The 22,207-nt window shown below is 47.5% G+C and carries 18 protein-coding genes; 15 read left to right on the top strand and 3 right to left on the bottom strand.

What is annotated here, in order from left to right; all coding sequences use genetic code 11:
- Positions 1 to 67: 67 nt before the first annotated feature.
- A complete protein-coding gene (locus CHK_RS05840; RefSeq protein ID WP_046443085.1) occupies positions 68 to 643 on the bottom strand; it encodes a flavodoxin family protein in 576 nt (191 codons plus the stop codon).
- Between the two features lie 195 nt (positions 644 to 838).
- Here CHK_RS05840 and CHK_RS05835 point away from each other — a divergent pair, with 195 nt between their 5' ends.
- The 9 genes from CHK_RS05835 to CHK_RS05800 all read left to right on the top strand — a co-directional run bounded on the left by CHK_RS05835 (position 839) and on the right by CHK_RS05800 (position 13,187).
- The gene (locus CHK_RS05835; RefSeq protein WP_046443084.1) at positions 839 to 1,978 is read left to right on the top strand and encodes a sodium ion-translocating decarboxylase subunit beta; all 1,140 of its coding nucleotides are present in this window, start codon (positions 839 to 841) and stop codon (positions 1,976 to 1,978) included.
- Positions 1,979 to 1,990: 12 nt separating this feature from the next.
- Positions 1,991 to 2,119, top strand: coding sequence for a hypothetical protein (locus CHK_RS16995; RefSeq protein WP_268872442.1), 129 nt, complete (start codon positions 1,991 to 1,993; stop codon positions 2,117 to 2,119).
- A gap of 1 nt (position 2,120) precedes the next feature.
- Positions 2,121 to 2,783, top strand: a complete 663-nt coding sequence (locus CHK_RS05830; protein ID WP_046443083.1) for a 4Fe-4S double cluster binding domain-containing protein — start codon at positions 2,121 to 2,123, stop codon at positions 2,781 to 2,783.
- Between the two features lie 227 nt (positions 2,784 to 3,010).
- Positions 3,011 to 4,399: a C40 family peptidase gene (locus CHK_RS15620; protein ID WP_160295599.1), complete on the top strand. Its 1,389-nt coding sequence runs from the start codon at positions 3,011 to 3,013 to the stop codon at positions 4,397 to 4,399.
- A gap of 117 nt (positions 4,400 to 4,516) precedes the next feature.
- A complete protein-coding gene (locus tag CHK_RS05820) occupies positions 4,517 to 8,767 on the top strand; it encodes a 2-hydroxyacyl-CoA dehydratase (protein WP_046443082.1) in 4,251 nt (1,416 codons plus the stop codon).
- A 199-nt stretch (positions 8,768 to 8,966) separates the two neighbouring features.
- A complete protein-coding gene (locus CHK_RS05815) occupies positions 8,967 to 9,941 on the top strand; it encodes an extracellular solute-binding protein (protein ID WP_046443081.1) in 975 nt (324 codons plus the stop codon).
- Entirely contained in the window at positions 9,941 to 10,708 is a 768-nt protein-coding gene (locus tag CHK_RS05810; protein ID WP_046443080.1) for an ABC transporter ATP-binding protein, read from the top strand. The genes CHK_RS05815 and CHK_RS05810 overlap by 1 nt, the downstream gene beginning before the upstream one ends.
- Positions 10,705 to 12,294 carry an ABC transporter permease subunit gene (locus CHK_RS05805; protein ID WP_046443079.1) on the top strand — a complete coding sequence of 530 codons (1,590 nt, stop codon included), beginning with the start codon at positions 10,705 to 10,707 and terminating at the stop codon, positions 12,292 to 12,294. The genes CHK_RS05810 and CHK_RS05805 overlap by 4 nt, the downstream gene beginning before the upstream one ends.
- Positions 12,291 to 13,187 (top strand): sugar phosphate nucleotidyltransferase, encoded by an 897-nt coding sequence (locus CHK_RS05800; protein WP_046443078.1) that lies wholly within the window; start codon positions 12,291 to 12,293, stop codon positions 13,185 to 13,187. The genes CHK_RS05805 and CHK_RS05800 overlap by 4 nt, the downstream gene beginning before the upstream one ends.
- A 17-nt stretch (positions 13,188 to 13,204) precedes the next feature.
- On the opposite strand, the gene CHK_RS05795 is transcribed toward CHK_RS05800, so the two are convergent.
- Positions 13,205 to 14,077, bottom strand: coding sequence for a patatin-like phospholipase family protein (locus CHK_RS05795; RefSeq protein WP_046443077.1), 873 nt, complete (start codon positions 14,075 to 14,077; stop codon positions 13,205 to 13,207).
- Positions 14,078 to 14,187: 110 nt separating this feature from the next.
- On the opposite strand from CHK_RS05795, the gene CHK_RS05790 reads away from it, so the two are divergent.
- The 6 genes from CHK_RS05790 (at position 14,188) to CHK_RS05765 (ending at position 20,397) form a co-directional block, all read left to right on the top strand.
- Positions 14,188 to 15,003, top strand: a complete 816-nt coding sequence (locus CHK_RS05790) for a glycerophosphodiester phosphodiesterase (RefSeq protein ID WP_052740393.1) — start codon at positions 14,188 to 14,190, stop codon at positions 15,001 to 15,003.
- Positions 14,993 to 15,229, top strand: coding sequence for a hypothetical protein (locus tag CHK_RS05785; RefSeq protein WP_046443076.1), 237 nt, complete (start codon positions 14,993 to 14,995; stop codon positions 15,227 to 15,229). Before CHK_RS05790 ends, CHK_RS05785 begins: the two co-directional genes overlap by 11 nt.
- A gap of 106 nt (positions 15,230 to 15,335) precedes the next feature.
- The gene (locus tag CHK_RS05780; RefSeq protein WP_046443075.1) at positions 15,336 to 15,881 is read left to right on the top strand and encodes a glutathione peroxidase; all 546 of its coding nucleotides are present in this window, start codon (positions 15,336 to 15,338) and stop codon (positions 15,879 to 15,881) included.
- A 138-nt stretch (positions 15,882 to 16,019) separates the two neighbouring features.
- Complete coding sequence (locus tag CHK_RS05775; RefSeq protein ID WP_046443074.1) at positions 16,020 to 17,732, top strand: ABC transporter ATP-binding protein; 1,713 nt, start codon at positions 16,020 to 16,022, stop codon at positions 17,730 to 17,732.
- 13 nt (positions 17,733 to 17,745) lie between these two features.
- Positions 17,746 to 19,554 (top strand): ABC transporter ATP-binding protein, encoded by a 1,809-nt coding sequence (locus CHK_RS05770; RefSeq protein ID WP_046443073.1) that lies wholly within the window; start codon positions 17,746 to 17,748, stop codon positions 19,552 to 19,554.
- Between the two features lie 69 nt (positions 19,555 to 19,623).
- On the top strand, positions 19,624 to 20,397 hold the full coding sequence (locus CHK_RS05765) for a MurR/RpiR family transcriptional regulator (RefSeq protein ID WP_046443072.1): 774 nt from the start codon (positions 19,624 to 19,626) through the stop codon (positions 20,395 to 20,397).
- A gap of 37 nt (positions 20,398 to 20,434) precedes the next feature.
- Here CHK_RS05765 and CHK_RS05760 read toward each other — a convergent pair whose 3' ends face one another.
- Positions 20,435 to 22,105 carry a formate--tetrahydrofolate ligase gene (locus CHK_RS05760; RefSeq protein ID WP_197408915.1) on the bottom strand — a complete coding sequence of 557 codons (1,671 nt, stop codon included), beginning with the start codon at positions 22,103 to 22,105 and terminating at the stop codon, positions 20,435 to 20,437.
- Between the last annotated feature and the right edge of the window lie 102 nt (positions 22,106 to 22,207).

Genomic DNA, 22,207 nt, shown 5'->3' with positions numbered 1-22,207 from the left:
GCGCACCGGAATTAGTCCCAATAGGGGTGCGCAGGTTGACAAACATCTTATTTGTGAAGCAATACGTTCAGTCTGATAGCTTTTGTATAAGCCATGCCATATTTTCGCCCAAATTGGTAAGGGTTTCAATGCCTTCGACGTCATTTTGCCATTCGCCGGGCTCACCGGCCATCACATAGTTCCAGTTTGAAGAGCAGGGTACGATCATCTGGTTTGCATGAAATAAATAGTTGATTGCTGAAAAAGCAAACGCTCCGCCGTTTCTGCGCGCTGTGACCACTGCTGCTGCAGGTTTTCGTTTCAACAGGTAACCATTGCTGCGTGCGACGCGTCCAAGCCTGTCGATCAGGCATTTGGTTTCAGGTGTTATATTTCCATAAAAAACAGGCGAACCGATCAGCAGGCCGTCAGCGTCAAGTGCGCTTTCTATCAGCGCGTTCATATCATCCGATGCAATTCCACAGCGGCGGTCATTGATATTTCGGCAGTGCCGGCAGTCGATACAGCCCTGCAGAAGCCTGCCTCCCAACTGTATGATTTGGGTATCGATCCCATGCTTTTCCAGTGCATCACATACGATGAGAAGGCCTTGGTAAGTATTTCCTTTTTTGTGCGGGCTTCCGTTAAACGCGACGACTTTCATGCCGATTCCTCCAAAATAGTAATCAAAATGGTTTTCTCACGGAACAAATGATTATATAATTATATACAAATCTATCAATAAGATAAACAGGAAAAAGGCCAAACAACATATAAAATGTTTCTAAAATGTATTTTCATTGAATTGATAGAATGATATACTAAATTTTGTATGTAAAAACAATATAAGGAGAAAGCGATGGATTTTCTAGTAGAAGGTTTTATGGCTCTCACATGGCAGCAGGTTGTGATGTTTATTGTTGGAATTGTCCTCATTTACCTTGCAATCTCAAAAAAACTGGAACCGGCGTTATTATTACCGATTGGATTCGGCGCAATTTTAGTAAATATTCCATTTTCCGGTGCAGTTGACCAGGTGATGGCAGGAGTAGGGCCGGTTCAGGGTATTATTGACTGGCTGTTCAGCGTTGGGATCAACGCCAGTGAGGCGATGCCGCTGTTGCTGTTTATTGGAATCGGCGCAATGATTGATTTTGGACCGCTTCTTAAGAATCCCAAGCTGCTGTTTTTTGGCGCTGCGGCACAGTTTGGTATCTTTTTTACGATCCTTGCTGCCGCGGGAATGGGATTTTCGCTTACAGACGCTGCTTCGGTCGGCATCATTGGCGCTGCGGACGGCCCTACGTCTATACTGGTATCGCAGGTGCTTGGCAGCCAGTATATGGGAGCGATCGCGGTTGCGGCCTATTCGTATATGGCGCTCGTGCCGATCATACAGCCCCTTGCGATCAAGCTCGTAACGACAAAGAAGGAACGGGCAATCGAAATGAAGTACGACGGGGGAGATATCCCCAAGATTGCAAAAATCTTATTCCCGATTGTGGTCACGATGATTGCGGGACTCGTGGCTCCGGCTTCTATCGCGCTTGTAGGCTTCCTGATGTTTGGCAACCTGCTTCGTGAATGCGGCGTGCTCGATTCACTTTCCGATACGGCGCAGAAGGTTCTTGTAAACCTGATTACGCTGCTGCTGGGAATTACAATCGCTTCGACGATGAAGGCGGAAAATTTTGTCAATATACAGACGCTTATGATTATGGCGCTCGGCCTGATTGCATTCTTCTTCGATACGATTGCGGGCGTGATGTTTGCAAAACTGATCAATTTGTTCAGCAAGAAAAATAAACTGAATCCGATGATTGGCGCGGCGGGCATATCGGCGTTTCCGATGTCGGCACGGGTTGTACAAAAAATGGGTCTTGAAGCAAATAACCAAAACCACCTGTTGATGTTTGCGGTGGGGGCGAATGTTTCAGGACAGATCGCTTCGGTCATCGCGGGCGGCGTAATTTTAGGGCTCGTGCCCGCGCTTCTGTAAAGGAGGATTATTATGGATGTAGTTGGTGCTTCGCTGCAGCTGATGTGGCAGGGAATGGTTTCGATTTTTGTAGTCATGGCGGCAATCTGTATTGTCGTATTGATTGTAAATAAGGTTACGACAAAAAAGAAAAAACAATAGAATGGACTATCGGCAAATATTGGATGAAAAGCTTGTCCCGTTATACGGAACAGCGCGTCTGCCACAGGGAATGGAAGTCTATCCCGGGCTGCGTAACGTAATTTCTTTTGCACTGCCGCTTCCGCGCATAATTATTGAAGGGATTCGCAAACACGGACCGGATAAAGCTTATTTTCACCATTACCGTACGTGTAACGCGTATATCGATCATGTGTCCTTCACGTTAGTGCTTGCGCTTGAGCGGGAAGGCTACGCAGCCGTATATGTACCCGCTTCACAGTCTGTGAGCGATGACGGCCTGCGCGGAATGCTTTCCCATAAGGCTGCGGCGGTTTTGTGCGGGCTTGGAGGGATCGGCCAAAACGACCTTCTGGTCACACGCGAATATGGCTGCGGCGTGCGCCTTGGAACGGTGATGACGGATTATCCGGTGGAGGAAAGCGGGGTTATACAAAATCCATGTACAAATTGCGGGAGCTGCGTGAAGCGGTGTCCGTCCGGCGCGCTCGTAGGAACAGAGTGGAGTATCGATACGCCGCTTTGCGATATCATCGACGCTGAAAAGTGCAGCCGGTATATGAAAAAGGCCTTCCAAAAAATTGGAAGGGGAGCGGTCTGCGGAATCTGTATGGCGGCGTGCCCGGTGGGAAACAACCGCAAATGACCATCCTTTTTGAAAAATCTGTTAATAAATTATTACGAAACTATTTACAAGACAAGAAAAAGGATGTATAATGATCAAAGTTATAAAAATGGGTAAAACCTGTTTAGAACGAAAAAACAGAGGAGATTAATATGAACCATATTATATCTAATGTTAAGAAAAGTTTTTCTAAAACGGTAAAAACCATGAAAAACAAGCTTGCGAGTATGAAAAGCGGCTTTTCTAACATGAGGACAGTAACCAGAAAAAGTACCCACAGGCGTGGCAGCGTCGGTATTCATCCGGTAAGGGCATCACGGACGGGCAGGGCATCGGTTGTGATGCAGGCCGCACCGCGTAAAACGCGCAGATATGCTACAAGAAGAGTAAACCGGAAACGTTTTACTGTAGTTGTAGCGATCGCCACTGTGGCAATTATGGTACCGGTAATGGTTATGGCTGCGAACGGCGATACGGGCGTACCAGCTGCGCAGAATGAGCCGGAGGCAGTTGTAGAGCCGGTTGCAGAGCCAGTGCAGAAGGCAGCTCCTTCAGCAGCTGCGGCAACGCCAGCTCCCGAGCTTACTGATATGACGGAAGCAGTGACTCCGGCGGCAGAGGATGCAACTGTAGCGGAAGCCACAACGGAACCGGAGCCGACTCCGGAACCGACTCCACAATATGTGACATTGACGGCAGGAATGAATGATCCGTCGGTACCTGCGCTGCAGGAAAGACTGATGGAGCTCCATTATATGTCTCAGGATCAGCCGACCGATTTCTTTGGCCCGGCTACACTGATGGCGGTTCAGGCATTCCAGCGTAAAAACGGTCTTGATGTAGACGGAGCTGCAGGCCCGGCTACACAGGCGGCTATCTTCTCTGACTCGGCGAAAGAATACACGGCAGCTCTTGGAGCTGAAGGTGACGATGTATCGAAAATTCAGGACAGGCTGCAGCAACTTGGATATTCTGTGAGCGTTACTGGTTACTTTGGCGAGGATACGGAAAAGGCAGTGAAATATTTCCAGCGCATGAACGGACTTACGGATGACGGCAGCGTTGGCAACCAGACAAAAGAGATGCTTTTCTCTGATAATGCTGAACCGGCTGAGGAGAAGAAGGCAGAAGATAAGAAAAAAGAAGAAGAGAGCAAGAAGGAAAACAGTTCTTCTGGCAATAAGGGCAACAGCTCAAGCGGAAATAAGGGCAATAGTTCCTCTTCCGGCGGAAGCAGTTCGTCAGGTTCCTCTGGCGGCGGAAGTGCTCCTTCGGCAAATCCTGGTGATGTAGAAGCGTTTATTGACGCGGCTATGGCTCAGGTTGGCAAGCCGTATGTGCTTGGCGGAAAAGGCCCGGATTCGTTTGACTGCTCTGGATTCGTATACTATGCGCTCAAGCAGAGTGGTAATGGTATCGGGTACATGACCTCCGGCGGTTGGGCAAGTTCTGGTTACACCTCGGTAAGCTGGGATAACCTCCAGCGCGGTGATATCGTATGCGTGTCCGGTCACGTTGGTATCTACCTTGGCGGAGGACAGATCGTAGACGCTTCGTCAGGTTCCGGACAAATCGTTGTCAGAAACATGGGTTCCTGGTTCCAGAGCAGATTTATCTGCGGGAAACGAGTCCTGTAACATTAAAAAGTAAAACAAAAATACGGGAACGGACGCTTAAAACAGTGTCCGTTCTTTTTTATGTTCTTGTATAGTTCACATATATTTGCTATAATATTTTGTCAGCAGGAGGTTAGTATGGCAGGTTATAAGTTAGGTTTGGATATAGGCTCTACGACGATCAAGCTTGTATTGATCGATGATAACAAAAATATATTATTTGAGCGCTACAGAAGACATTTTTCGGATGTGCGCGGGGAATTATTAAATTTATTCAAAGAAATAGCAGAAGAATGTGGAGAATATGAAGTGACGTCTGCCGTTACCGGCTCAGGCGGCCTTTCGGTTGCGAATTTATTGGGGCTTCCCTTTACGCAGGAGGTTGTGGCAGGGGCAAAAGCCACGCAGGAATTCATTCCGCAGGCTGATGTTGTACTCGAGCTTGGCGGCGAGGATGCAAAGATTACTTATATGAAACCCTCCCTCGAGCAACGTATGAACGGTACATGTGCGGGAGGAACGGGCGCGTTTATCGACCAGATGTCCACGCTTCTGAATATGGATCCGATGGGCCTGAACGAATACGCAAAAACCTACAATACAATCTATCCGATTGCGGCCCGTTGCGGCGTATTTGCAAAAACAGATGTTCAGCCGCTGATCAACGAAGGCGCTGCAAAGGAGGATATTGCTGCGTCAATATTTCAGTCTGTGGTGAACCAGACCATTTCAGGCCTTGCCTGCGGCAGGCCAATCAGGGGAAATGTAGCCTTTCTGGGCGGACCACTGCATTACCTGACCGAGCTGCGGAAGCGATTTATCGAAACGCTCAATTTGCATGACGAGGCAATTATCCATCCGGAAAATTCCCATTTGTTTGTTGCAATGGGTGCGGCGCTTATGGCGGAAGGAAGAAAGTTTAAACTTAAGGATTTGCCGGAAATGCTGCAAACGGCTGGGGAAGGCGAGCATGAGACGCGCCGGCTGCAGTCGCTCTTTGCATCGCAGCAGGACTATGATGAGTTCGTAAAGCGCCATGCACAAAAAAATGTGCAAAGAGCGGAGCTTTCGCAGGCGCAGGGCGAGTGTTTTCTTGGTATGGACGCAGGCAGCACGACCATCAAAGCTGTCTTAATCGATGGGGAAAGCAGGCTTTTGTATTCCCATTACCATTCCAATGAAGGCAATCCGCTTGATTCGGCGGTTCAGATTGTACGGGATATTTACAGTAAGCTGCCGGAAAAGGCTTATATTGCAGGCGCTTGCGTTACAGGCTATGGAGAGGCGATCATCAAGGAAGCGCTGAAGCTTGATCTTGGAGAGATCGAAACGATGGCGCATTATAAGGCTGCGGAATTCTTTAACCCGGATGTTGATCTTATCATTGATATCGGCGGACAGGATATGAAATGCCTGCGTATCAAAAACGGTGTTGTGGACGGTATTATGCTCAATGAAGCATGCTCCTCCGGTTGCGGAAGCTTTTTACAGACGTTTGCGCAAAACCTGAGTATACCCATTCAGGATTTTGCTCAGGAAGCGCTGAAAGCAAAAAACCCTGTAGACCTCGGTACGCGTTGCACGGTGTTCATGAACAGCCGCGTTAAACAGGCGCAAAAGGAAGGCGCAACAGTTGGAGATATTTCTGCGGGGCTTTCCTATTCGGTCGTGAAAAATGCCCTGTATAAAGTTATCAAGGTGAAAGATCCGGCAGACCTTGGGAAGAATATCGTAGTGCAGGGGGGGACCTTTAAAAACAATGCGATCCTGCGCACGTTTGAGCTTGAACTGGGACGGGATGTTGTGCGCCCTGATATCGCCGAGCTTATGGGCGCGTTTGGCGCTGCGCTCCTTGCAAGAAAGGAAATGCGCGGCAGGAAGAGCTCCATATTGACCGTAGAAGAGCTTGCGGCTTTCAATTATAAAGGCAGCTTTGCACGTTGTGGGAAATGCGAAAACCGTTGTATGCTTACGATAACGACCTTTGACGACGGCAGGAAATTTATTTCCGGGAACCGTTGTGAGAAGGGCAGCGGCATGATGAAAAAGAACGATCTGCCGAATCTTTATGATTACAAATTAAAGAGGGTATTTGATTACAAGTCCCTTGATGAAAAAGATGCGCCCAATGGTACGATAGGGATTCCACGCGCACTCAATATTTATGAAAATTATCCTTTCTGGCATGCGATGTTTACAAAACTTGGCTTTCGCGTGGTTCTTTCCGATCCTTCGAGCCATTCGATGTTTGAAAAAGGAATGGAGACGATTTCATCCGATACGGTCTGCTATCCTGCAAAGCTTATTCACGGGCATATTGAAAACCTCGCGGAAAAAGGCGTAGCGAAAATATTCTATCCCTGTATTCCCTTTGAACGCAAGGAATTTGGGGATTCTAACAATCACTATAATTGTCCGGTTGTCACATCTTATCCAGAGGTAATCAAGAGCAACATGGATGTGCTGAAGGAACGTGAAATTGAATTTATTAATTTCTTTGTGGCTCTTGATGAGCGGGAGTTTATGCCGGCAAAGATCATGAAGGAATTTGGAAAATACGGCATAACAGAGCAGCAGGCGCAGGAAGCCTCTGACGCTGCCTATGAGGCGCTTGACCGCTTCAAACAGGATATGCGCGAGCAAGGCGAAAAGACGATCAAATGGCTTCAGGAGACAGGAAATACGGGCATCGTGCTTGCAGGAAGGCCGTATCACGTGGATGCGGAGATAAACCATGGGATTCCGTCGCTTATTACAAGCTATGGGCTTGCGGTATTGACGGAAGACAGCGTGGCCCATCTGGGGCACTTGGAGCGTCCGATCCGCGTCATGGATCAATGGGCGTTCCATACGAGGCTTTATGAAGCGGCGGCGGCAGTGGGCAAATATGACTGCCTGCAGATGGTGCAGCTCAATTCATTTGGGTGCGGACTTGACGCGATTACGACAGATCAGGTGCACGAGATCATTGAGGCTGCCGGAAAGATTTATACGGTGCTGAAGATTGACGAGATCAGCAACCTGGGCGCGGCAAAAATCAGGCTCCGCTCATTGATTGCTGCCCTCAAAGAGAAGAAGGAAGAAGAAGCGGAGCATCCAAGACAGGAAACAGAGCATAAAAATGCGGTCTGGAAGCGGCGCATTTTTACCAGGGAAATGCGGGAAAAGGGAACGATTGTCTGCCCGCAGATGGCGCCTTTGCAGTTCCAGTTCTTAAAACAGGCGTTTGATCCGACAGGATACAACTTCACGGTGCTCACAGAGGTAACCAAGGAAGATATCGACGTGGGACTGAAGTATGTCAACAACGACGCGTGCTATCCGACGATTATCGTTGTAGGGCAGCTCGTGAATGCGTTTCTGACGGGAAAGCTTGATCCGGACAATACGGTCATTATGCTCACGCAGACGGGCGGTGGCTGCCGTGCGTCCAATTACCTTGCGTTTTTACGGAAAGCGCTTAAGGAAGCGGGGTTCCCGCAGGTGGTCGTGGTATCCATTAACTTCTCCGGCCTGGAGAAAAATCCTGGGTTTCGTTTTACGCCGGGGCTCGCGATGCGCCTGCTTCTTGCAATTCCGCTGGGAGACCTCTTGCAGAAGCTGCTTCTTGCAACCAGGCCGTATGAAAAAAATAAAGGCGAAACGGATGCGCTCTTTGATAAGTGGGTTGGAAAAGTACAGGATATTGTGGAACATACGCGATATTTTGGCTACCGCAAGGCGGCAAAACAGATGGTAAAGGATTTTGAAGCGATCGAGCGCACAAATGAGGTGAAGCCTAAGGTAGGTATTGTCGGCGAAATTCTGGTAAAATACCATCCGGACGCCAACAACCATGCCATTGAGGTCATCGAGCGGGAAGGTGGCGAAGCCGTGATGCCCGCGTTGATGGAATTTTTCACGTATAGTTTGTACAGCTGTAAGTTTAAATACGAGGAAATGGGAAAATCCAAAGGGGTGTATAAGGCGTCCATGTTTGGCATCTGGCTGGTCAACTGGTTCCGCAATCCCATCCAGCGCGCGCTCAGGAAGAGCAAGTACTATACGCCATATCCTGATATACGCCATTTGGCGGAGCAGTCCGAGCAGATGATTTCCTGCGGCAACTGTACGGGTGAAGGATGGTTTTTGACTGCGGAAATGCTCCACCTGATCGAGGAGGGCGCGCCGAACATCATCTGCGTCCAGCCGTTTGCCTGCCTGCCAAATCACGTTGTGGGCAAAGGGATGATCCGCGGCATCAGGAATACGTATCCGCAGGCAAATATAGTCGCGGTGGATTACGATCCTGGAGCGTCGGAGGTCAACCAGCTCAACAGGATCAAGCTGATGATCTACAGCGCTTTTGAGAACCTGAAGATGCAGCAGGAGCAAAAGCAGGGAAAATAATGACGATACAGAGAAGCGGCTCTTATTATGGAGAGTCGCTTTTTGTTATATTTATGGAACAATATCGCTGATAAATGAACAAAATGAAAGATGTATATTATGTAAAACAGGCTTTTTTGTAATTGACTGCGTTCATATTTAATGCTATGATTGTAAAATATAAGAAACATGTAAAAAGTAGGTAAGTGGAGAAATGGGTATGAAGCGGTTTTTCGCTGTTCTTTTGCTGGTTGTAATGCTTTTTTCCATGACGGGTTGTATGGGGAAGAGCGATAACACAGTGGTCATTTATTCGAGTGCGGAAATGTACCGCAATGAATACATCCAGAAAAGGCTGCGGGAGGAGTTTCCGCAGTATGATATTATCGTAGGATATATGCCTACCGGAAACCAGGCTGCAAAGCTTCTTGTCGAGGGCGAAAGATCGGAATGCGATATTTCTTACGATCTTGAATATGGATATGTGGAAAAGCTCAAAGACGTACTTGCCGACCTTTCAGGCTATGACACCTCGCGTTACATGGAAGATATGCTCGATGAAAACCATCGCGTAATACCTGAATGCAGGAATGGTGGATGTATCGCAATCAATACTGAAATACTGGAAAAACATGGGCTGCCCGAGCCGGAAAGCTATGAAGATTTGATCAAACCGGAATATAAGGGGCTCATTTCAATGCCAAATCCAAAATCATCGGGAACCGGATATATGTTTTTAAAAAGCCTCGTGAACGTATGGGGAGAGGAGAAAGCGTTTGCGTATTTTGACGCGCTCTCCAAAAACATACTGCAATTCACTTCATCCGGATCGGGGCCCGTAAACGCGCTTGTGCAGGGCGAAGCGGCGATCGGCCTTGCGATGACAAGCCAGGCAGTCATGGAAAACAACAACGGTGCAAAGTTAAAAATCAAATTTTTCAAGGAAGGCTCGCCATATTCGAGATACGGCGCCGCAATGGTAGAAGGAAAACAGGACCGTCAATGCGTGCGGGATGTTTTCGAATTTCTGGATAGTACGCTGATAGCGGAGGATAAAGAGAAATTCTTCCCGGAAAAAATTTATAAGGATGTTGATTTCAAGGTGGAGGGATATCCGCAGGACATTCAGTACGCGGATATGAGTAACGATACAAAAGCGGAGAAAGAGCGTTTGCTGGAAAAGTGGGTATACTGATGGGGAAAGAAAAACTGGTCATTGAAGGAATTTCAAAGGAATTTGGGACAAACGAGGTATTGCGCAATATAAGCTTTACCGTTAACGAGGGAGAATTTTTATCGATCCTCGGCCCGTCCGGCTGTGGTAAAACGACGATACTGCGTATTTTGATCGGACTTGAGCAGGCAAGCAAGGGAACGATCAAAAAGGATGGAGTGGATATCACAGGGTTTGCTCCTGCAAAAAGGGGCATGGGAATCGTATTCCAGAATTATGCGCTGTTTGAAAATATGACGGTACTGGGCAATGTGGAATACGCGCTGAAAAGGAATCCTGAATTGAAAGGGCAATCACGTGAGATCGCAGAGCGCCTGATCGAACAGGTTGGCCTGAAAGAGCACAGCGCGAAACGCCCGCACAAGCTTTCAGGAGGACAGCAGCAGCGTGTCGCGATTGCTCGTACACTGGCGCTCAATCCGGACGTTATTTTATTCGACGAGCCCATGTCCGCGCTGGATGTGGATACGCGGCTTTCCCTTCGCGCAGAGCTGAAGAGTATTCAAAAGCAGTTTGGCTCAACGATGATCTATATTACGCACGACCAGGAGGAAGCGTTTGCCATGTCGGACCGTATCATGGTTTTAAATGACGGCAGGATACAGCAGATCGATACGCCAAGGAATATCATCGATCATCCGGCGAATGATTATGTGGAGCGCTTTGTCATCCATAATATACAGCTTAAAATAGATTCCCTGATTGGATTTGCGAGGGCAAAGCAATGAAGACTGCAAAGAAGGGCGTCAATGGTATTCATCTTTTGCTTGCGGCATTTTTTATTGTAGCCGTACTGCTTCCGCTGATCCGTATGCTGTCTTCCATGGCAGGCGAGGATGTTTCAGGCATTATCACGTCGGAAGCCTTTTTGACCGCAATGCAAAACTCGCTTTTGGTGTCAACGGTTTCCACGCTGATTTCCGTGGGACTTGCAACGGCACTGGCCTGGTTCATTGCACGTTCCGCAATACGTTTTAAAGGCCTCTTTACCATTCTGTTTACATTGCCAATGCTGATTCCATCTATTTCACACGGCATGGGCCTTGTCGTGCTGTTTGGCTCAAACGGCGTCATAACGAATCTGCTTCATCTGGAAGGAAACATATATGGCTTTTGGGGCATTGTGATCGGTTCCGTCATGTATTCGTTCCCGGTGGCGTTTTTGATGATATTGGATTTGCTCAAATATGAGGACAGTACGCCCTATGAAGCGGCGAGTGTGCTTGGAATATCAAAAGCCAGGCAATTTGGTGCAATCGGCTTTCCATACCTGCGTAAACCTATGATTTCCGTAATTTTCGCAGTTTTTACGCTGATCATAACAGATTACGGCGTGCCGCTTACCGTCGGAGGACAGTTTTCCACGCTTCCGGTTATGATGTATCAGGATGTAGTAGGTCTGCTGCAGTTTGGAAAGGGAAGTGTAATCGGCCTTGTTTTACTTGTTCCGGCGTTTGTGGCTTTCCTGATTGACCTGCTGGATAAAAACAAAGGAAATTTGTCGTTTGTAACGAGGCCGTTCAGAATCATCAAGAACAAAATAAGGGACGCGACTGCATACGTATCCTGTACGGCAGTCAGTCTGTGTATCCTGCTGCCGATTGCGGCGTTTGCGCTGTTAACCTTCGTAACAAAGTATCCGATCGATATGACGCTGACGCTTGATAACATCACGCGAACGCTTGAAATCGGAGCAGACCGATATCTTGCAAATTCACTGATTATTTCAGCGTTTGTGGCAGTGCTTGGCGTGGTCGTCGCGTATATTACAGCCTATATGACGGCGCGTATGCCGTCAAAATCTTCAAAGATGCTGCATCTTGTTTCGATCATTACGCTTGCAATACCCGGACTCGTGCTTGGGCTCTCCTATATGATGTTTTTCAATGGGACTCCCATCTATGGCACGCTTGCGATATTGATTCTGGTCAACATTATGCACTTTTTTGCTTCGCCCTACCTGATGATGTATAATACATTCGGAAAGCTGAACCAGAATCTGGAAGCGGTGGGAGCGACGCTGGGTATCAGTCGTGGAAGAATCATTCTGGATGTCCTGATACCGCAGTCAAAAGCGACGATTGCGGAAATGTTCGCTTACTTTTTTGTGAATTCGATGATGACGATTTCCGCGGTGTCGTTTCTTTCAACGCTCAGTACGCAGCCTTTATCGCTGATGATTACAATGTTTGAGGCGCAGATGATGCTGGAATGCGCGGCGTTTGTATCTCTGCTGATACTTGCGGTAAATCTTCTTTTAAAGGGCGGGATCAACTTGTATAAACGAAATTTAAGGAAAAAGGAACTGGCATGAATTTAACAAAAAATCAATTTGAACTATTGGCGGACCTGGAACAAAATAAAGAAGTGCTCACACAGCGCGAGCTTGCGCAAAAGCTGGGGAAAGCGCTCGGTACGGTTAATAAGACGATGACGCAGTTACAGAGCCTTGGCTATGCGCGGGAAGGGAAAATCACTCAGGAAGGGCTTTTGGCGCTGGAACCATACCGTGTAAAACGCGCTGTTTTTATTGCTGCGGGATTTGGCTCAAGGCTCGTACCGATTACGCTCAACACTCCAAAACCGCTTGTGCGGGTAAACGGCACGAGGCTGATTGATACGCTGATCGATGCCGTTATTGCTGCGGGAATTGAAGAAATATATATTGTGCGCGGATATCTTGCAGAGCAATTCGATCAGCTCCTATACAAATATCCGCAGATCAAATTTATTGAAAATCCGGTGTATAACGAGGCAAACAACATTTCTTCTGTGATGTATGCGCGCGACCTGCTTGAAAATTCGTATGTACTTGAAGCGGATTTGTTGTTGTATAATCCGAAGATAATTCGGAAATATCAATATTCCTCCAATTATCTGGGCGTGCCTGTAAAGGAGACGGAAGATTGGTGTTTTTACAGCAGTAACCATAAATATATCACGAAGCTTGGAATTGGCGGAACGAACTGCCACCATATGTTTGGAATATCCTACTGGACGGGCGAAGACGGAAAACGTTTGGGTGAATGCGTAAAACAGGTTTACGAGATGCCGGGCGGCAAAGAGCGGTACTGGGATCAGGTACCGCTTGAATATCATATCAGGGATTTTAAGGTTGCCATCCGCGAATGCACGTTCGACGACATTATTGAGATCGATACCTACAAAGAATTAAAATGCCTCGATCCAACATATGGCGAGGCATAAGGAAGTTTCGAATCATTTTATTTGATGGTCACATTTTCAACTCCCCGCAGAAATGCGAGGAGTTTTTCCTTTTGCGCCATTGCATCGTCATAGCCAACGTGATACTGTGCGGTCAGTTTCGCAGGATCTTTTTCCATCCGTCCTGCAATGATGGGCTTTGTGGGGCGGATGATAATTGCCTTTCCTTCTTTTTCCTGCCGTTCAGCGATTTGAATGCTTTCGTTATAATACGCATAACGGTTTGCGATTGTGTGTGCAAATTGCCTGTGGGAAGGGTAACGCACGTAGGGGAACCATGGCATTTTGCTCCTGTGCTGCTGAAAGCCTTCGCAACGCGTAAGCACAATTATATTTTTGCTGTTTCCTTTTTTCATGGAATATTCGATTGGGATCGAATCACTCGCTCCGCCGTCCATGAGTTTATGGCCGTCCACCTTTACAATCGTGGATGCCATGGGAATTGCCGCAGTAGCGCAAAGGTACTTCATGTCGGAATCGTTGGTGAGATCGTTAAGCTGATGGTAGAAGGGCGTTCCATCCTCAACGTTTGTCGCAACAATCGTCAGCTTTTGTTTGGAATCACAAAACGCGTCATAATCGAAGGGGATGATGTTGCGCGTCACCTCGTAAAAGACATATTTCATACCAAAAAACGAGCCGGTGGTAATAAAATTCCACAAGCTCAGGTATTTCCTGTTGATACAGGTGTTGTAGATAGCCAGGTTTCTTCCGTGCTGCCCGGATATATAAGAAATCGCGTTTGCGGCTCCAGCAGAAACGCCAATGATATCGTTCATTTCGATTCCCATATCGAGAAATGCGTCCAGAACGCCGGCGGTGTAGCTGCCGCGCATTCCGCCGCCCTCCAGAACCAGTCCTGCATTTGTCATTTGTCTCACCTCGCATGATCGATATACGCAAACAGGCGTATTTTATTATTATAACTTTTCTGAAAAATAAAATCAAAAGTATGGTACAATATGATCAGGAGTTATGTGATATGTTTTGGATTATTTTGCTTGCGGCGGTTTTGTGCCTGATCGTGTTTCTTTATTATTTTATGACAGCGGGAAAGCCGGTACGGTCATGGCTCGAGGATTACGCTTATGCCCATCGCGGGCTGCATACAGGGGAATTTCCGGAAAATTCCCTTGCCGCGTTTCAAAACGCGGTTGCTCATGGATATGCCATCGAGCTTGACGTTCATCTTTCACGGGATGAGGTTTTGGTTGTATTTCATGACGAAAGCCTCAAACGGATGACGGGCTTTGACGGAAGAATAGAGGATTTGACGCTCGAAGAGCTCAGAACGCTGCGGCTTGCAGGTACGCAGCACGGTATACCAACCCTGCAGGAAGTGTTTGACACTGTAGATGGAAAGGTACCGTTGCTGATTGAACTGAAAAATGTCGGAAGGGCGGGAAAGCTTGAGATGGCGCTGTTCGAAGCCCTCAGTACATACCGTGGCAAATATGCGGTGCAGTCATTCTCGCCGTTCTCAGTTCGGTGGTTTCGTAAAAATGCGCCGGGCGTTCTCAGGGGGCAACTTTCCGCAACCTTTTCGCAGTATGCCGACGAATTTCCAAAATGGAAACGCCGGGCCCTTAAGCATTTAATTGTGAACGCCATCAGCCGTCCAAACTTCATCAACTATGAGCTTGACGGGCTGGAAATGCCGGTCATAAAGCGCCTTCGGAAAAGAGGTATCCCAATTTTTGCGTGGACGGTGCGTACTGGTGAGGAGGAAGAACGGGCGTTGAAGTATGCCGATGTAATGGTGTTTGAAAATATTGAGGTGAAAAACATTGAAAAATAAGATTCTGTCCTTTTTAATCATATTGTTTGGCGCGCTGTCTTTTTTGATTTTTGTGCCGACCGTGTGGTGGCTTGGACTTGCCTTCGCGATTCTGGCGGTGGTGATTGGCGGGGCGATGCTAAAGACGGTGCATATTTTTGCGGTCGTTGGAATGCTCCTTGCGATTGTTGCCTGCGCAATCTATCTTTTTATGATGAATGCGGCGGGAATTTCTGTCTTTAGCTGATATTAGAAAAATAGTTGTTTTAATGTGTTCCCTTTTTCTTATAAATAAGCTGCACATATCTGTATATGCAGGTGTGGAGGAATAATTAGAACAGGAGATGCCAATCATGAATATTTATGATTTCAGTGTGAAAAAGATGGACGGCGGGACGCAGCCGATGAAAGACTTTGAGGGCAAGGTTGTGTTGATTGTGAACACAGCGAGCAAATGTGGTTTCACGCCACAGTTTGAAGGTCTGGAGAAATTATATCAGGATTATAAGGATAAGGGACTTGTGGTGGTTGGTTTTCCGTGCAACCAGTTTGCAGGACAGGATCCGGGCTCCAATGAAGAGATCAAGGAATTTTGCAGCCTGAACTACGGCGTTACGTTTCCAATGATGGCAAAGATTGACGTAAACGGTGAAAATGCCGATCCGCTTTACGATTACCTGAAATCCCAAAAGGGCTTTGCGGGCTTTGATCCGGCCCATCCGATTGCCGCGAAGCTTGATGAAATTCTGCGTGCAGAGAATAAAGATTATGACAAAGACAGCAGCATCAAATGGAATTTCACAAAGTTTTTGGTGAATAAGGACGGAGTCGTGGTAGAACGCTTTGAACCCACGTCAACGCCCGAACAAATTGCTCCGCATATCGAAGCGCTTTTGTAATGATAATTTAAAACGCCGCCGCTTGACGGCGTTTTTTTGTGCATTCCCGTAATAGATTAAAAAAGTATGGAATTTCATGACAGTATCATATAGAATAGAATTAATATTTGTATCAACATATTTTGGGAGGGGCCGACGTTGCTGAAACTATACAAAGGATTAAAAAAATATACCGGGCAACTGGTTTTGATGATCATATTGATGCTGGGCCAGGTGTTCTCCATGCTGATGCTTCCCAATCTGATGTCTTCTATCATAGATAAAGGTGTGATTGCAGGCGATATCGGCTTCATTACCACGACGGGTATTATTATGCTTTGTATAACGCTGGTTGGCTCTGCGAGCGCGATCGGCGTAGGTTATTTTGCTTCGAAGATCGGCGTGGGATTTTGCACGGATGTGCGTAAAAAGCTTTTCCATAAGGTGGGGCAATTTACAATGGCGGAGTTTGATAAAGTTGGAACGTCTTCGCTGACTACGCGTACCACCAACGATATTATGCAGATACAGGATTTTTCGATTATGATGTTTCGTGTGGTAATCCTGGCTCCATTGATGTGCGCGGGAGGAATTGCGCTCGCCATACAAAAAAACATGCAGCTTGCATGGGTTATTATCGCCTGCATGCCTCTTATCCTGGTGTTTCTGATCATCGTTATGAGGAAGGCATTCCCTGTATTCCGCTCGATGCAGTCCAAGCTTGACGGACTCAACGTCGTTATGCGTGAGAATATCACCGGCGTACGCGTGATTCGCGCATTTACGGCAGAGCAACGCGAGGAGAAACGTTTTGAGGATGCAAACCGGGTTTTGACAAAAACGTCGGTTCGTTCGCAGGTACTGATGTCTACGCTTATGCCGCTTTTGATGCTGATTGTCAATCTGGGAACGATCGCCGTTGTATGGTTTGGCGGGCAGCAGATCGCGCAGGGGACTCTGGAAGTGGGAGATTTGATGGCGTTCATCCAGTATCTCGTGCTGATCATGTATTCGCTTGTTATGATGTCCCTTATTTTTGCGATGATGCCGCGTGCGAGCGTGTGTGCAGACAGGATCAACGAGGTTATGGATATTGATATTGATATCAGGAACAAGGAGCATACCGAAAAACCGCAGGCAAAATCTGGCGTTGTGGAGTTCAGGAATGTTACTTTTAAATATGGCGATGCGGAAAACCCCGCGGTTTCCAATATCAGTTTTACGGCGATGCCCGGGCAGACCACTGCGATCATCGGTTCTACGGGCAGCGGAAAATCATCTGTGATTATGCTGATACCCCGGCTGTACGACGTAACAGACGGAGCGGTTCTTGTAGACGGCGTTGATGTTCGTGATTACGACATACACGAGCTCCGCGACCGTATTGGCTATGTGCCGCAAAAAGCGGTGCTGTTTTCTGGAACGATCAGGGAAAATATTGCTTATGAAAACGAAGATATGCCTATGAGCCAGGTAGAACGCGCAGCGCGTATCGCACAGGCGGATTCGTTTATCGAGCAAAAACAGTCGAAGTACGACGATCCGATCGCGCAGGGAGGCTCGAATGTTTCGGGCGGACAAAAACAGCGGCTTGCGATTGCGCGGGCGCTTGCGGGGGATGCAAGCATATATATATTTGACGACAGTTTTTCTGCGCTTGATTTCAAGACAGACGCGACGCTGCGAAAAGCAATCAAGGAAAATACAAAAGACGCAACGGTGATTATTGTTGCGCAACGGATTAATACGATTATGGACGCGGATAACATTCTCGTGATCGATAAAGGTAAAATTATCGGACAGGGTACGCATGACCAGCTCGTAAAAACGTGTGACGTTTACGCGGAAATCGCGCGTACGCAGATGTCGTAGGGGGTGTTTTGAAGTGAAAGTCGGAAAAGGACAACCGGTTCCGGATGAAAAAGCAAAAAATATCGGCGGAACGACAAAACGTCTTCTTGGATTTTTCATGCCCTATAAAAAACAGCTCTTTGCGGTGCTTATTCTGGCCGCGTTGGGAACGCTGTTTTTGATTATTGGCCCTAAAATGCTTGGAGAAGCGACCAATACGATTTTTGCAGGCATCGCGAGCACCGCGGATGGTAATAATTCCTCCGCGAATATCGACTTCCAGAAGCTGTCTTCAATTTTGGCGACGCTTGTAGTGGTGTATGGGCTTTCGGCCATGTTTACGTACCTGCAGCAGAGAACCACTGCCAAGGTAGCCCAGAACACGATTTTTGATTTGCGCGAAGCGGTGGACAGGAAAATACAGCGGCTGCCGCTTAATTATTTTGATACGCATACGCATGGGGACGTGCTCTCGCGCACCACTACGGATATTGAGCGAATCAGCACGACAATCCAGCAAACGATGACGCAGCTTATTACGGCGGTGTTTACGATTATTGGTATTATCGTCATGATGATCTCTATCAGTTGGCAGATGATGCTGATCGCGCTTCTGGTACTGCCGATTGCAATGTATTTGTCCTCGCTTGTAGTCCGCAAGTCGCAGAAATATTATATTGGTCAGCAGGACAAGCTTGGATCGGTGAACAGCTATGTGGAGGAGATGTACTCCGGGCATAATATTATCAAATTATATAATACGGAAGAGCGTACGGAGAAAGAATTTGATGAAATGAACGACGCCCTTTATGAGGACGCGCGGCGTTCGCAGTTTGCGTCGAGTATTATCATGCCGATTACAAATTTTGTGGGTAATCTGGGATATGTCGGGATTTGTGTGCTTGGCGGGGTGCTCACCTCAAACGGGACGCTTACGGTTGGCGCAATCCAGGCGTTTATTCAGTATATGCAGCAGTTTACACAGCCAATCGTACAGACGGCGAATATCGTTAACCTGATGCAGTCCACGATTGCGGCGGCAGAACGCGTGTTTGAGTTGCTTGACGAGCCCGAGCAGGTGCCTGAAAACAAAGAACTGAAAGTCATTGGCCATACGAATGGAGAGATTACTTTTGACCATGTTCGTTTTGGCTATACGCCGGATAAGATACTGATTTCCGATATGAACCTGCATGTAAAGCCGGGGCAGAAGGTTGCCATCGTCGGGCCGACCGGCGCGGGAAAAACGACTCTCGTTAACCTTCTGATGCGTTTTTACGAGCTCTCCGGTGGCAGCATAGCGATCGACGGAACCGACATCAGGGATATTTCCAGGCAAAACCTGCGCGGCCTTTTTGGCATGGTGCTACAGGAAACATGGCTTTACTCCGGGACGATTCGTGACAACATTCGCTACGGCAAGCCGGATGCAACGGACGAAGAAGTACTTGCGGCGTGTAAAATGGCGAATGTAGACAGCTTTATTCGTACGCTGCCGGGGGGCTACGATATGGAAATTAACGAGGAAGCAAGCAATATATCGCAGGGACAAAAGCAGCTGTTGACGATTGCGCGCGCATTTTGTGCGGATCCGCAAATACTGATCCTTGACGAAGCGACAAGCTCGGTAGATACGCGCACGGAAAAGCTTATTCAGGATGCAATGGAAAAGCTGACGCATGGACGGACCAGCTTTATGATAGCGCACCGCCTGTCAACGATTAAGGACGCGGACGTGATTCTTGTGATGAAGGACGGAGATATCATAGAGCAGGGAAGCCACGACGAGCTTATGGCAAAGAACGGTTTTTATACGGGACTATATAACAGCCAGTTTTCATAAAAAATGAAAGGCAATGCAAATAGACGGCTTGAGATTACATAAAAGGATTGTATTGCAACGGGAGGGGCAATGGCAGAGGATTTTTATGATTTTACAAGCGCGAGGATCAGTTCGCTTTCCAATACGGAAAAGCAGATATTCAATTATGTTGTGCGTAATATGCACATTGTAAAAGGAATGAGCATCCGAGACCTTGCCGCAGCCTGCTTTGTCTCGACCACAACTTTGTTTCGTTTTGTCAAAAAGCTTGGATTCTCCGGTTATTCAGAATTTACGGCGATGATTCGGTTGACGGAAATGACATCGAAGAATATTGCTATTCCAAATGTAATCAGCAAAAAGGATTACCAGGAGGATTACCTGAAAAACGTAATCGAAGCGGTGAAGGTAATCAGCAACGATAAAATAGAGCTTTTCAACCGTATCATGGACCGCTATCCAATCGTTTATATTCTGGGGATTGGCCTGAGTGCCGATGTGGCGCAATACCTGCGCCGGATATTAACTGTGCTTGGCTACCATGCGGAAACGCCGATCGAGGATTACGAAATCAAATCCATATTAAAACGCATTAAGCGTGACGACGTGCTCATGGTATTATCTTATTCCGGAAATAACCAGACGCTTGCGCGTTATATCGAACAGATTGTCACTGTGGCAACTCCTACGATTATTTCCATCACAAGGGCGGATAACAATATCATCCAAAATATGAGCGATTTGAATTTTTATGTGTTTGCGGACGATATTTCGTTCGACGGAATCGATATCACGTCGCGCTGCGGAATGATTGCCGTGATTGAGACGCTGATGTATAAGCGGATCACGGACCGAAATAAATAAAAAAAGAGCATCCGGCCGGATGCTCTTTTTGGTTTGCTTAAAACAGGCCGACTGTATTTCCGTTTTCGTCAAGATGTATGCCGGTTGCAGCCGGTTTTTTTGGAAGGCCGGGCATGCGCATGATAGTCCCGCACAGGGCTACAATAAAGCCCGCGCCGGAGCATAATGCAAGATCGCGCACCTCCATTACAAAATCGTCAGGCGCGCCAAGCTTTTTGGGATCGTCTGAAAAAGAATACTGCGTTTTTGCGATGCACACAGGAAGGTTTGTATATCCCTGCTTTTCGAACATGGCAATTTTTGCTTTCGCCGCCTTGGAATAATCGACGCGTTTCGCTCCATAGATGCGCGAGGTAATATCGTTGATCTTATCCATAATTGGCGCAGCGTAATCGTATGGATGGCTGGGAGAGGAATGATGCAGGATAGACTGGATTACTTCTTCGCCAAGCTCGATCGCTCCGTCGCCGCCTTTTGCCCAAACGTCGCAAAGCACGGCTTTGCCTCCTGCTGAAGCAACATGTTTTTTTACCAGTTCAATTTCAGCTGGAGTATCGCTCACAAAGCGGTTGATTGCAACCACTACGGGAAGCCCGTAGACATTTTTGAGCGTGGAAAGATGCCGGTCAAGGTTTACGATGCCTTTACCGACTGCTTCGAGGTTCTCCTCTTGCAGTTCGTCTTTTTTTGCGCCGCCATGATATTTCAGGGCGCGGACCGTTGCGACAAGTACAACGGCATCCGGCCAGATGTCCGCATTGCGGCACTTGATATCCAAAAATTTTTCCGCGCCGAGGTCAGCGCCAAAGCCTGCCTCAGTAACAGTGTAATCAGCAAATTTCATTGCCATTTTTGTCGCAATGATACTATTGCAGCCATGTGCAATGTTGGCAAACGGGCCGCCGTGCATCAGCGCCGGGGTATGCTCGAGCGTCTGTACAAGATTTGGCTTAATCGCTTCCTTTAAAATGACGGACATTGCGCCGCCCGCCTCCAGGTCGCGCGCGTAGACTGGCTCGCCGTCAAGATTGTAGCCGATTGTGATATCGTCAAGCCTGCGCCGCAGGTCGTCAAGATCCGTGGAAAGGCACAGGATAGCCATGATTTCTGAAGCCGCCGCAATATCGAACCCATCCTGACGGGGAACGCCGTCCGTGCGTTCGCCAAGACCGCAAACAATATTTCTGAGCGCACGGTCGTTCATATCCATACAGCGCTTGAAAGTGATGCTTTTTACGTCGATACGAAGCTCGTTTCCCTGATAGATATGGTTGTCGATCATGGCGCATAGCAGGTTATTTGCCGTTGTGACCGCGTAAATATCCCCTGTAAAGTGCAGGTTGATGTCTTCCATGGGAATAACCTGTGCGTGTCCGCCTCCGGTCGCGCCGCCCTTGATCCCGAAAACAGGGCCGAGGGAAGGCTCGCGCAGGGCAAGGCAGGTCTTTTTTCCCAGTTTGGCAAGGCCGTCCGCAAGGCCGATGGAAACAGTGGTCTTGCCTTCGCCGGCAGGCGTAGGATTGATCGCCGTTACAAGAATCAGCCGCCCGGGCTGTTTTTCTTTCAGTTGGTCCATATAAGTAAGCGGAATTTTCGCGATATCCTTTCCGTAGGGAATTAATACGTCCTGCGGAATATTCAATTTTTTTGCAATATCAGCGATTGGAAGAGCTGACACTGAATTTGCTATCTCTAAATCATGATTCATATGGTTTTCTCCTAAAATGTATTCCATTCTCTATTCTCATATATCTGTTTGGGTTTGTCAATAAGAAGATAGGCGAGCAAAAATTACACCGGTGTGATATAA

Origin of the sequence: Christensenella hongkongensis, from assembly GCF_000981035.1 — a bacterium.
In the GTDB taxonomy this organism is placed as follows: Bacteria; Bacillota; Clostridia; order Christensenellales; family Christensenellaceae; genus Christensenella; species Christensenella hongkongensis.
Note: the sequence above shows the minus strand (reverse complement) of the source record. Positions and strands in the feature narration are given on the sequence as shown.